Origin of the sequence: Rhodococcus sp. 7Tela_A2 (assembly GCF_049311045.1) — a bacterium.
Classification (GTDB): domain Bacteria; phylum Actinomycetota; class Actinomycetes; order Mycobacteriales; family Mycobacteriaceae; genus Rhodococcus.
On record NZ_JAXION010000129.1, the window covers coordinates 1 to 11,202 of the forward strand.

Consider the following 11,202-nt stretch of genomic DNA (forward strand, 5'->3'; position numbering starts at 1 on the left):
CCCCCGGCGGGGGCGGCGGGGGGGGGGCCCTTCTATCGGGTGAGTGACGGGACTCGAACCCGCGACAGCCAGGATCACAACCTGGTGCTCTACCAACTGAACTACACTCACCATCGCATTCGCATGTGGCCGGGGCCGCTTGCGCCTGCGGTAGAGATACTAGCGTGACTTTGCCGGAAATAACGAATCGGCAGGTCAGGCCGGTCCGAGGTCCTCCACGACCGCGGCGATGTCCTCGGGGGACGGTCCGGGTGCGGCAACGAAGGCGGTACGCCGGTAGTAGCGGAGTTCGCGGATCGACTCCTTGATGTCGGCCAGTGCCCGGTGCGACAACCCCTTTTCCGGCTGCCCGAAGTAGATACGCGGGTACCAGCGGCGGCACAGCTCCTTGATCGAACTCACGTCGACCATCCGGTAATGGAGGTAGCTGTCGAGTTCGGGCATGTCGCGGGTGATGAACCCCCGGTCGGTGCCGATCGAGTTACCTGCGAGCGGCGCCGTGCCCGCTTCCCCGACGTGTTCGCGGATGTAGTCGAGCACCAGCTTCTCGGCTTCCGCGAGCCCGACCGTAGAGCGGCGCACTTCCTCGGTGAGCCCCGAGCGGGCGTGCATCTGCTGCACGACCTCCGGCATCGCCGCGAGTGCTTCGTCGTCGGCATGGATGACGATGTCCACGCCTTCGCCGAGCACGTTGAGTTCGCTATCGGTCACCAGTGCCGCGATCTCGATCAGCTTGTCGCTGTCGAGCCGCAGTCCGGTCATCTCACAATCGATCCATACGAGTTTGTCCTGCACGAGATACAGCGTAGTCAGGCGTCGGACAAGTTAAGGTCGGCAGTGGCATTGCAGTGGTCACACGCGCGCTGTAAGGAGCATCCGTATGCCGGACGACACCGAGCTCCCCGACCACCACGACGACGAGTCCACGCCGGCGGGCGCGGCCGCACGGATCGCCGCCGGGTACGCGGCGACAGGTCCCGCGCTCGAACTCGGCGCCGTCGTACTCGACGGCGTGGCCGATCCGACGGCGAAGGTGCGCATCCCTCTGGCCACGATGAACCGGCACGGGTTCGTGGCGGGCGCCACCGGAACGGGCAAGACCGCAACACTGCAGTTGATCGCCGAGCAGCTGTCGTCCGCCGGAGTGCCCGTGGTGATGGCCGATGTCAAAGGCGATCTATCCGGTCTCACCGGAGAAGGCGTGATCGAGGAGAAGATCGTCGCGCGCGCGATCGACACCGGCGACGAGTCGTGGGAGCCGCGTGGATATCCGGTGCAGTTCTATTCGCTCGGCACCGAGGGGGCGGGCATCCCGGTCCGTGCGACCGTCACGTCGTTCGGACCGATCCTGCTGAGCAAGGTGCTCGAACTCAACGCGACCCAGGAGTCCACACTCGGCCTGATCTTCCACTGGGCCGACCAGCGGGGGCTGGCGTTGCTGGACCTGAAGGACTTGAGCGAGGTCATCAGGCACTTGACGAGCGACGAGGGAAAGGCCGATCTCAAGAGCATCGGCGGGGTGTCCGGAGCCACAGCCGGGGTGATCCTGCGCGCGCTCGTCAATCTCGAGCACGCCGGGGGCGACACCTTCTTCGGTGAGCCGGAATTCGAGACCGAGGATCTGCTCCGGTTCGTCGACGGCCAGGGCGTCATCAGCCTGTTCGAACTCGGCGATCGAGCGACACAGCCGGCGTTGTTCTCCACATTTCTGATGTGGCTGCTCGCGGACCTGTTCCAGGCTCTGCCGGAGGTCGGGGACCTCGAGAAGCCGAAGTTGGTGTTCGTGTTCGACGAGGCGCATCTGCTGTTCACCGACGCGTCCAAGGCGTTCCTGCGTCAGGTCGAGCAGACCGTCAAGCTGATCCGCTCGAAGGGCGTGGGAATCATCTTCTGCACCCAGTTGCCCTCGGATGTGCCCCGGCCGGTGTTGTCTCAGCTCGGGGCTCGTATCCAGCACGCAGTGCGTGCGTTCACCCCGGAGGATCGCGATGCGCTGGACAAGATCGTTCGCACCTATCCGGCGACGGACGCGTACGACCTCGGCGAGGCACTGACCGCGCTCGGAACCGGGGAAGCGGTTGTGACGGTGCTGTCGGAGACCGGCGCGCCCACACCTGTGGCATGGACGCTGATCCGGCCGCCTCGCTCCCGGATGGGGTCGGTGGGGGAGAACGCGATCCTTGCGGCCGCCCAGTCCAGCCCGCTCTACGGGAAGTACGGCCGCACCGTCGACCGTGAATCGGCGTACGAGAAACTGTCCGCGTCGGTGGCCGGCGCCCCGGATGTCGATCCGGAGTTCGAGGCCTCGCCGCTGCCCGCGGGTGCCGACGAGGTCCTGCCGGAGTCTGCACGCGACGACGAGCCGTCGACGATCGAACAGGCGCTCGGGAGTCCGGCGGTCAAGAGCTTCCTGCGGTCGGCGGCGTCCGCGGCGGGCCGGGAGATCGGCCGCAGCATTTTCGGAACCGGACGCCGCCGCAGGCGTTAGTCCGACCCGAGTTTGCGGTAGAAGGCACCGGCGATCGGTGCGGAGACCGACCGGGGGGCGAACTGTCCCGCCGCCGACATCGCCTTGCTGATCACACCGGGCACGATGCGCATCCGGTTGGCAGCGAGGGCGTCGAGCGACACCTTGGCGGTGTGGGCGCTCGAGATCCACAGGAAGTCGGGCACGAGTTTGTCGACGATCGACGCCTCGGCAGGGTCGGGTTCCTCGGTGCGCACCGGTCCGGGGGCGAGAAGCGTGATGTGGACGCCGGTGCCTTTGAGCTCGCCGCGCAGCGACTCGGAGAACGTGTTGACGAAGGCCTTGGTCGCGGCGTAGGTCGCGTTGTGGGGGATGGGCATGTTGCCGGCGGCAGACCCGACCATGAGGATCGCACCGGACTTGCGCTCGACCATCTGCGGCAGCACCGCGAGGGTGAGGTCGTGCACCGCGACGGCGTTGAGTTCGACCTGCGCGCGTTCGTATGCCGGGTCGAGTTCGGCGACCGCACCGAAGGTGGCGATTCCCGCGTTGTTGCAGAGGATGCTGATGCGTCGTCCGGCGAGTTCGTCGACGAGGACTGCGCGCGCGTCGCGGTCGGACAGGTCGCAGGCACGTACCTCCACGGCGACGCCGTGTTCGGTGCGCAGCGTGGCGGCGAGGGATTCCATGACCTCGCCTCGTCGTGCGACGAGAATCAGGGAGTGCCCACGTGCGGCGAGTTCGGTGGCGAGGGCTTCGCCGATACCGGAAGAAGCTCCGGTGACGACGGCGCGGGCATCGGGATGGGGATTCGGCAGAGTCACGGTGGGTCAGCCTAGCGGGATCGGGCCGGGACGGGTCCGCGGTGTCGGCCGGGTGCGACTCGCGACGCCGGTGCGGGGACGATCGGTCCCGAGCGGCTTAGGCTGCGCACCATGAGCGCACACACGCACGCTCCGGCCGGGGCCGGGGGTGCCGCGACGGGCAGACAGGTCTTCGCGTGGGGTCTGTGGGACTGGGGATCGTCCGCGTTCCACGCGGTGATCCTCACCTTCGTCTTCTCGGTCTATCTCACCGATGCGGTGGGCGACGACCTGCCCGGCACCGTCTCGGCGACCTCGTGGCTCGGGTGGGCACTGGGTATCTCGGGTGCGATCATCGCGGTCACCGCACCGATCTTCGGACAGAGGTTCGACGCGGCGGGACGCCGGAAACGTTCGCTCGCGATATTGACTGCGCTCACGGTCGCGGCGATGGCGGGCATGTACTTCGTGCGCGACGACTACCGCTATCTCTGGCTCGGTCTTGTCCTGCTCGGTGCCGCATCCGTGGCCGCCGAGCTTGCGCAGGTTCCGTACAACGCGATGCTGCGGCAGGTCTCCACCGAGGACAATCTCGGACGGGTCTCCGGATTCGGTTGGGCCATGGGCTATTTCGGCGGGATCGTGCTGTTGCTGGTGTGCTATGCCGGTTTCATCTCGGGCGACGGAGACGTGCGCGGTCTGTTCGGGGTCTCCACCGACGGCGGTGCCAACATCCGCCTCGTGGCGCTGCTGGCAGCGGTGTGGTTCGCAGTCTTCGCGCTGCCTGTGCTGTGGTCGATACCGGAAAAACCGGTCGAGCGCGGTGACGAGACACGTCGGGCCGGCATCGTCGAGTCCTATCGCGTGCTCTGGCGCGATCTGCGCGAGCTGTGGCAGGTCGACCGCCGCACCATCTGGTATCTCGGCGCGTCTGCGCTGTTCCGGGACGGTTTGGCGGGTGTGTTCACCTTCGGTGCGGTGCTGGCCGTCAACGTGTACGGGATCAGCGCGGCGGACGTGTTGCTCTTCGGCGTCGCGGCCAATGTCGTCTCGGCCCTCGGTGCCCTCGCCGCCGGGCGCGTCGACGACCGGTTGGGCCCCAAAACCGTCATCGTCGGTTCGCTGATCGCGATGATCGCCGCGGGAACGGTGCTGCTGGTGGTCTCCGGTCCGACGATGTTCTGGATCTTCGGACTGGTGCTGTGCCTGTTCGTCGGCCCCGCCCAGTCGTCGGCCCGCACCTTCCTCGTCAGGCTCACGCCGCACGGGCGGGAGGGGCAGATGTTCGGCCTCTACGCGACGACCGGTCGTGCGGTGTCGTTCCTCGCGCCGACGCTCTTCGGATTCTTCGCATGGTGGTTCGCCACCGACCGCGCAGGCATCGTCGGTCTGCTGCTCGTGCTCGCGATCGGTCTCGCGGCGCTTCTCGCGGTCCGCGCGCCCGACGCGCACGCCCGTCCGTGAGCTCGTGTCCGTCGTTCGGCGGATCTACACCGTAGGGCCGGACGAGTCGGCCGGATCCAGCATCGGCACGAGAAATCGGCGAGCGATTCGCGCCAGTTGGGCATCGTCGTCGAGATCGACCAGGCGGCTGGGATAGGTGAGGAAGGATGCGGAGATCCGCACCATCATCTCGGCGACCAGATCCGTATCCAGCGCGTGCGAAATGTTGCCGGCCTGTTGTTCACGGCGAAGCTGGCCCGCGACGAAAGCCCGTACGGTTGCCAGCATTTCTTCCCCGTTGCCCACCACGGAACCGGCGAGCAACGTGGGTTCCGCCTCGAGGAGACCGCCGATGAGCGGGTTGGTGCGGACGGCGTGGAGTGAACTGACGAAGCCGGCGACGACGCGATCGGCTGCGGTGTCGGCACGTGCGATGTCGTCGAGGAACCGCGTGAAATAGCGGCGGATTTCGCGAAGGACCACTTGATCGACCAGGGCGTCCTTCGACTCGAACTTCCGGTACACCGTGATCCGCGACAATTGCGCGCGCCGCGCGATGTCTTCCATCGAGGAGCGCTGGATACCGAGGCGGCAGAACTGCTCGTATGCGGCGTCGAGGAGTCGCGTGCGGGTGCGGTCCTCGTCGCCGGGCTGTTCGACGGCGTCGTGATATGCGCGATCGAGCAGCGACTCCACGTTCGTGCTGCGGACGAGCGGGGCTTGTTCCACGGTGTCCTCCTGGGATCCCGAGTCTACTGCGGTGCCTGTCGGAAAACCCCCGCCCGGGAAGGGCGATTGTGTTCTGATGTTACAGAGACACAAAATATGTCTCATTGCATCATCTGCCGGCCGGGGAAGGTACCGATGGAGAATCTGAGTAGACGCAGAATGCTCGAACTGAGCGGCGCACTCGGCGCACTGGGAGCGTTCTCGCTTGCCGCTCCCGCCCACGCGCAGCCGTGGAGATGGTCTCCCGCCGGGTCGATTCCCGGCGCGGGGAGCGGTGCCGATCCGAGGACGGTATGGGACACGGAGGCCGATCCGCTGGTGGCCTCGCTGCTGGACCGCGGGGATGTGCCGAGAGTCAACGAACTCCTCCGGACCTGGACCAAGAACGGTCAGCCGCTCCCCGACGGCCTGCCGGGGGACCTGAGAGAGTTCATGGAGCAGGCGCGGCAGTTGCCTGCCTGGGCGGATCCGGGCAAGCTCGAGACAGCCGTGCGTTTCAACGAGAAGCGCGGGTTGTATCTCGGCGTCCTCTACGGCTTCGCCAGCGGCATGATGAGCACGGTCATACCCAAGGAAGCGCTCGCTGTCTACTACTCCCAGGGCGGCGCGAACATGAAGCGCCGCATCTCGAAAACGGCAAAGCTGGGCTACGACATCGGAACTCGCAACGCCTACCTGCCCGACGGCGAAATGGCAGTGACCGCCGTGAAGACCAGGCTGGTTCATGCTGCGGTTCGTCATCTCCTGCCGCAGTCTCCGCACTGGGAGCACGCCGCTCCGGAGAACATCCCGATCAGCCAGCACGACATGATGGTGACCTGGCACAGCCTGCCCACCACGGTCATGCGCACCTTGAAGGCATGGAAGGTGCCCATTGCGGCTGCCGAAGCCGACGGTTTCCTGCACTCGTGGCAGATCAGTGCCCACATGCTCGGCATCGAGGACCAGTACATACCCGCCGCGTGGGACCAGGCCGAATCCCAGGCCGTGGAGGTGCTGGATCCGATCCTCGCTCCCACGCCGGAGGGCATCAAGCTCGCCGACATCCTGCTCGATCTCGGTGCGGGACTCGACTTCACGCTGCTGACCCGGCCGATCCTGGGTGCCCTGACTCGTTTCATGCTCGGAAACGAGATCGCCGACTGGTTGAACATTCCCCGGGAGCCGGTGTGGGGCACCCTCCTCGACGTCGCGTGGGGACCGTTCGTCGCGGTCCGTGAGGGGCTGCTCCCGCTTCCGCTCGCTCCCGAGGCGTATTGGACGTTCGACGAGTTGCTCCGTCAGTTCGTGCTGCTCTACATGTCCGAGTTGCGGCCCATCAGCATCGAGATACCGGAGTTCAACAATCCGAACTACCGCTGACAGAATCTCGCCGGTGAGCGGTCAGCCGCCTGCCGCGGTTCCGGCCCGGCGCCGGATGGCGTCGGCGGCGGCGGCGGGTGCTTCTTCCGGAATCCAGTGCGAGACGTCCGGAAGTACGACGAATTCGTAATCGGCATCGACGAATTCGTGGCACCGCTCCGCCGCGGCGGAACCGATCGCCGAGTCCCCGGTGCTCCAGACGTAGGTCGTCGGCACCTGCACCGGCGGGGTCGATTCCCACTCGGGCGACATGGCGCGATACCAGTTCAGTGCCGCGGTGAGCGCGCCCGGACGGGACAGCGTCCGGACGTAGTGGTCCACCGAGTCGCGGTCGACGCTCGGATCGAACATCGCCCGCAGCCTCCGGGCATCGTCTTCGAGCAACACGGATTCGGCCTTGTCCTCCATGCGCAGGAGCTGGATGTACGACGAGCGGGCGCGCTGGTCGTCGTCCTCCCGCAGTGCCCAGCCGTACGCAGCGAGATGCGGCACCGAGAACCCGGTGAGCGTGGAGACGCGGTCGCGGTGGTGCGCGGCGGTGTGCCATGCGACCGCGGCACCCCAGTCGTGTCCGACGAGGTGAGCCTGCTCGATCTCGAAATCGTCGAGCAGCCCGATCACGTCTCCGGCCAAGGCGGAGATCTCGTAATGGACGACGCCCTCGGGTCGTGCACCGGGAGAGTAGCCGCGCTGATCGGGTGCGATCACCCGGTATCCGTCGCGTACGAGCAGGCGGGCGACGGCCGTCCAACTCCGTGCGGTCTCGGGAAAACCGTGCAGCAGCACCACCGGAGGGCCGCCGGGTGGTCCCGCAACCCGGACATCGAAGGTCAGATCGCCCAGTGTCGTTTCGGCGTTTCCGCTCATGACCTCCACGGTACGGAGGTCGGGTCAGTTGGGCGTCGGCTTCCAGGCGGCCATGCCGAGCAGGATCAGCCGCATCTGTTTTTCCGCGCGAGTGATCACTTCTGCTTCCTCGGGGCTGCCGGGCCGTGGCACCGACAGCAGTTCCAGCACGACGTCGAGCATCGCGGTGACCAGCAGGTCGGCGACCATCTCGAGGTCGTCGAACGGCCACTGTTCGAGCCCGGGTGTGCGGGCGAGGTCTGCGGCCAGTTCGCCGGCGAGCAAACGCAGTTCGGTCGTGATGGCGCGCGCGACTTCAGGTTGGCCTCCGTGGCGTTCACGCGCGAGGAAGCGGAACGCGGGCTCGTGTACCCGCACTTCACGCACCAGGATGCGGAGTGACTCGCGGGCGGTGGCGGGACCGGGGGAGCGTCGCGCGTCGCGCAGCAGGCGTCGCAGCACCCGCATCGTATCGGCGGCGAGGGTGACGCCGAGTTCCTCCATGGAGGCGAAGTGGCGGTAGAACGCCGTCGGCACGATTCCGGCGTGCCGGGCGACCTCGCGCAGGCTGACGCCGGCAAGACCCCGGTCCGAGGACAGCTCGAGCGCCGCGTCGAGAAGTGCCTGACGGGTGCGTTCTTTGCGCTGTGCTCGGGTCGTGGAGGACGGGGCCGGTGCTGCTGACACGTTTCGAGTGTAGGCAGACGGGCCGGCGGCACGGGCACCGGGTGTAACCGGGGTCACAAACCGGTTGACACAGGGGAGCTACCGCCTGTCACACTTACTTGAGTGCACGGATGTGCACTCAGAATACGATGTCGCTCGGAAGGCAGGCACCAATGATTGCGCGCCACCTCCCCCCTGTAGACCATGCGCGGACGTTCGCCCGAAAAGTGCTCGTCAGCGCCCTGGGGACCCTCTCGAGTCCGCACCATCCCGACCGGTACCTCGAGCTGGTCGATCCTCTGCTCGCCACTTCCGTCACCCGTGCTCGGATTACACACGTGGACCGAAATGCCTCAGGATCGGTGACGTTCACCGTCAGCCCGGCGCGGCCCGTGCGGTTCGAACCGGGAAGCCACGTTCCGCTGTCGATCACGGTCGACGGCGTGCGGCACACCCGGACCTATTCACCCGCGTACGCACCCGGTGCGGTACGCGACGGAAGCGGGCCGATCGTGTTCACGGTGGGGTTGCACCCGGACGGGATCGTCTCCCGCCACCTCTACGAACACGCGCAACCCGGACTCGTCGTCGAACTCGGTGAACCGGCGGGCGATTTCGTGCTCCCGACACCGCGATCCGAGCGACTGATCCTCATCGGCGGTGGATCGGGGATCACCCCGGTGCTGTCGATGCTCGAGGGACTCGCCGCCGAAGGGCACACCGGTGCGGTCACGTTTCTGTACTACGCCCGGACTCCGGCGCATGTCCCGCGGCGCGAGGCACTCGATGCCCTCGCGGCGCTCCCCAACGTCGAGGTCGTTCTCGTGTACACCCGGTCGGGTGACGGCGCTCTCCAGGGGCGTTTCGACGCCGCCCACCTCCAGGCTGTCGCACCGTGGTTCGCCGATACTCCGGTCTACGTGTGCGGGCCTGCGGGCCTGGTGTCCCGTGTTCGGGACGTCTACGCCCGAGACGGCGCCGAGAACCTCGTCCACGTCGAGGAATTCACACCGCCGACCTACACGGTCGATCCGGACGACGCCACCGGCACGGTGTCGTTCGCCTCGTCGGGTGTCGTCGCCGACAACACCGGCGTGACGGTTCTCGAGCACGCCGAGAACGCGGGTCTGACACCCGAGCACGGTTGCCGGATGGGAATCTGCCACTCGTGCACGGCTGTCCGGCTCTCCGGCTGCACCCGCGACGTGCGGACCGGTGAACTCGATTCGGAGCCCGGAACGCGAATCCAGATCTGCATCAACGCGCCGGTCGGCGACGTCGCCGTCGATCTCTGACGCTCGACTCCACAGCATCCAGACCGATACCACTGGAGGACACCATGTTCGGATTGTCCCTGCCCTCGATTCCCTTCCTGCCGTTCCTCTCGGGATCCTCTGCGCCCGCGGATCCCGAACCGCTGGTGCTCACCCGGGAACACATCGACGAACTGGGCCGCGAACTCGACGCGTTGCGCGAGGAGACCGTGGCGTCGCTCGGCGACGAGGACCGTGAATACATCTATCGCATCATCAAGGCGCAGCGCGGATTCGAGGTCACCGGCCGCGGCCTGATGTACCTCGGCTTCTTCCCGCCCGCGTGGGTTGCGGGGGTCGCGGCACTGAGCGTGTCGAAGATCCTCGACAACATGGAGATCGGGCACAACGTGATGCACGGCCAGTACGACTGGATGAGGGAGCCGTCGCTGAACTCGCGCACGTTCGAGTGGGACACCGTCTGCCCCTCGGACCAGTGGCGGCATTCGCACAACTACATGCACCACACGTTCACCAACATCGTCGGCAAGGACCGTGACATCGGGTACGGGATCCTGCGGATGGACCCCAACCAGAAATGGCACCCGTACTACCTCGGCAACCCCATCTATGCGGCCGCACTGATGCTGCTGTTCGAGTGGGGAGTGATGATGCACGACGCCGAGGCGGAGAACATCGTCGCCGGCACCCGGTCGTGGCGAGACGTCCTTCCGCTCGCGCAGGGCTGGTGGCGCAAGGCGCGTCGTCAGGTCGTCAAGGACTACGTGGCGTTCCCGCTGCTCACCGGCCCGCTGTTCGTGCCCACTCTGGTCGGCAACGCGACCGCGAATGTGGTCCGCAACGTGTGGGCGTATTCGATCATCTTCTGCGGCCACTTCCCGTCGGGCGTGCAGTCGTTCAGCGAGGACGAAACGGCCGAGGAGACGCGGGGCGAGTGGTATGTCCGGCAGCTGCTCGGGAGCGCGAACATCTCCGGATCGCCGCTGTTCCACATCATGTCGGGCAACCTGTCGCACCAGATCGAGCACCACTTGTTCCCCGACCTGCCGGCGCACCGATACCCGGAACTCGCGCCGCGTGTCCGGGAGCTGTGTGAACAGTACGGATTGCCGTACAACAGCCGCGGCCTCACCGCCCAGGTGGCATCCGTGTGGAAGAAGATCTTCACGTTCGCACTGCCGCCGAACTGGGTGTCGCAGACCCCCGACATCTCGGTGCTTCTCGAGCGTTCGCCCCGCGAGCAGGCCGACGACGCTGCGGGTACCCTCGCACGGGAGAACGTCTGAGGGGGAGTGCCATGGTCGGGAAGTTCGAACGCAACAAGGACACCATCCAGGAGATGACCGAATCGGCGGCGACGCGAGTCGGCGCTATCGCGGGGATCATCACCGGAGCAGTCCGTGACGTCACCCGCGAGGTCGGCGGGTGGATCACCGATGGCATCGAGATGCGTGAAGCTGCCCGCAAGGCGCGTAGCGACGAGGAGCGCGGGGCTGCCGAGGGCGGCCCGACGGTCTCCACGACGGAGTAGCGCGCCGCGCACGCTGCCGGAAATCACGCAGCACAGTAGTCGGCCGCAAACGGGGGGGCCCCCCCAAAAACAGGCGGCCCC

The 11,202-nt window shown here is 66.7% G+C and carries 11 protein-coding genes and 1 tRNA gene; 6 read left to right on the top strand and 6 right to left on the bottom strand.

All coding sequences use genetic code 11. The annotated features are described in order from the left end of the window. Window positions 1–38 precede the first annotated feature (38 nt). Window positions 39–111 (bottom strand) — tRNA-His (locus TVH25_RS18510). Between the two features lie 84 nt (window positions 112–195). Beyond that, window positions 196–795 carry an oligoribonuclease gene (orn, locus tag TVH25_RS18515; protein ID WP_169653200.1) on the bottom strand — a complete coding sequence of 200 codons (600 nt, stop codon included), beginning with the start codon at window positions 793–795 and terminating at the stop codon, window positions 196–198. 85 nt (window positions 796–880) lie between these two features. Here orn and TVH25_RS18520 point away from each other — a divergent pair, with 85 nt between their 5' ends. Next, window positions 881–2,488 (top strand): helicase HerA-like domain-containing protein, encoded by a 1,608-nt coding sequence (locus tag TVH25_RS18520; protein WP_422425142.1) that lies wholly within the window; start codon window positions 881–883, stop codon window positions 2,486–2,488. Here the strand turns inward: TVH25_RS18520 and cmrA are convergent. Further along, window positions 2,485–3,291, bottom strand: coding sequence for a mycolate reductase (gene cmrA, locus TVH25_RS18525; protein ID WP_169620442.1), 807 nt, complete (start codon window positions 3,289–3,291; stop codon window positions 2,485–2,487). The two genes, TVH25_RS18520 and cmrA, sit on opposite strands and share 4 nt — an antisense overlap. Before the next feature lie 111 nt (window positions 3,292–3,402). Here cmrA and TVH25_RS18530 point away from each other — a divergent pair, with 111 nt between their 5' ends. Beyond that, a complete protein-coding gene (locus TVH25_RS18530; RefSeq protein WP_422425144.1) occupies window positions 3,403–4,734 on the top strand; it encodes an MFS transporter in 1,332 nt (443 codons plus the stop codon). A gap of 24 nt (window positions 4,735–4,758) precedes the next feature. Here the strand turns inward: TVH25_RS18530 and TVH25_RS18535 are convergent, their stop codons facing one another. Further along, a complete protein-coding gene (locus tag TVH25_RS18535; protein ID WP_296551111.1) occupies window positions 4,759–5,442 on the bottom strand; it encodes a TetR/AcrR family transcriptional regulator in 684 nt (227 codons plus the stop codon). 135 nt (window positions 5,443–5,577) lie between these two features. On the opposite strand from TVH25_RS18535, the gene TVH25_RS18540 reads away from it, so the two are divergent. After that, a complete protein-coding gene (locus TVH25_RS18540) occupies window positions 5,578–6,804 on the top strand; it encodes an oxygenase MpaB family protein (protein WP_422425145.1) in 1,227 nt (408 codons plus the stop codon). A 21-nt stretch (window positions 6,805–6,825) separates the two neighbouring features. On the opposite strand, the gene TVH25_RS18545 is transcribed toward TVH25_RS18540, so the two are convergent. Continuing rightward, entirely contained in the window at window positions 6,826–7,671 is an 846-nt protein-coding gene (locus TVH25_RS18545; RefSeq protein ID WP_422425146.1) for an alpha/beta fold hydrolase, read from the bottom strand. Window positions 7,672–7,695: 24 nt separating this feature from the next. Next, window positions 7,696–8,337, bottom strand: a complete 642-nt coding sequence (locus TVH25_RS18550) for a TetR family transcriptional regulator (RefSeq protein WP_422425147.1) — start codon at window positions 8,335–8,337, stop codon at window positions 7,696–7,698. 152 nt (window positions 8,338–8,489) lie between these two features. On the opposite strand from TVH25_RS18550, the gene TVH25_RS18555 reads away from it, so the two are divergent. Genes TVH25_RS18555 through TVH25_RS18565 form a run of 3 tightly spaced genes read left to right on the top strand, consistent with a single transcriptional unit; the run spans window position 8,490 to window position 11,121 of the window. Then, the gene (locus TVH25_RS18555) at window positions 8,490–9,611 is read left to right on the top strand and encodes a ferredoxin reductase (protein ID WP_169653207.1); all 1,122 of its coding nucleotides are present in this window, start codon (window positions 8,490–8,492) and stop codon (window positions 9,609–9,611) included. Window positions 9,612–9,655: 44 nt separating this feature from the next. After that, the gene (locus tag TVH25_RS18560) at window positions 9,656–10,876 is read left to right on the top strand and encodes a fatty acid desaturase family protein (RefSeq protein ID WP_422425149.1); all 1,221 of its coding nucleotides are present in this window, start codon (window positions 9,656–9,658) and stop codon (window positions 10,874–10,876) included. An 11-nt stretch (window positions 10,877–10,887) separates the two neighbouring features. Then, window positions 10,888–11,121 carry a hypothetical protein gene (locus tag TVH25_RS18565; RefSeq protein ID WP_169620450.1) on the top strand — a complete coding sequence of 78 codons (234 nt, stop codon included), beginning with the start codon at window positions 10,888–10,890 and terminating at the stop codon, window positions 11,119–11,121. The last annotated feature ends 81 nt before the right edge of the window (window positions 11,122–11,202 follow it).

Excerpts from the sequence above, each read along its gene's own strand:
- TVH25_RS18560 (WP_422425149.1), top strand. The coding sequence starts at position 9,656 with ATGTTCGGATTGTCCCTGCCCTCGATTCCCTTCCTGCCGTTCCTCTCG.
- TVH25_RS18545 (WP_422425146.1), bottom strand. The coding sequence starts at position 7,671 with ATGAGCGGAAACGCCGAAACGACACTGGGCGATCTGACCTTCGATGTC.
- TVH25_RS18520 (WP_422425142.1), top strand. The coding sequence starts at position 881 with ATGCCGGACGACACCGAGCTCCCCGACCACCACGACGACGAGTCCACG.
- TVH25_RS18555 (WP_169653207.1), top strand. The coding sequence starts at position 8,490 with ATGATTGCGCGCCACCTCCCCCCTGTAGACCATGCGCGGACGTTCGCC.
- TVH25_RS18565 (WP_169620450.1), top strand. The coding sequence starts at position 10,888 with ATGGTCGGGAAGTTCGAACGCAACAAGGACACCATCCAGGAGATGACC.
- TVH25_RS18540 (WP_422425145.1), top strand. The coding sequence starts at position 5,578 with ATGGAGAATCTGAGTAGACGCAGAATGCTCGAACTGAGCGGCGCACTC.
- TVH25_RS18530 (WP_422425144.1), top strand. The coding sequence starts at position 3,403 with ATGAGCGCACACACGCACGCTCCGGCCGGGGCCGGGGGTGCCGCGACG.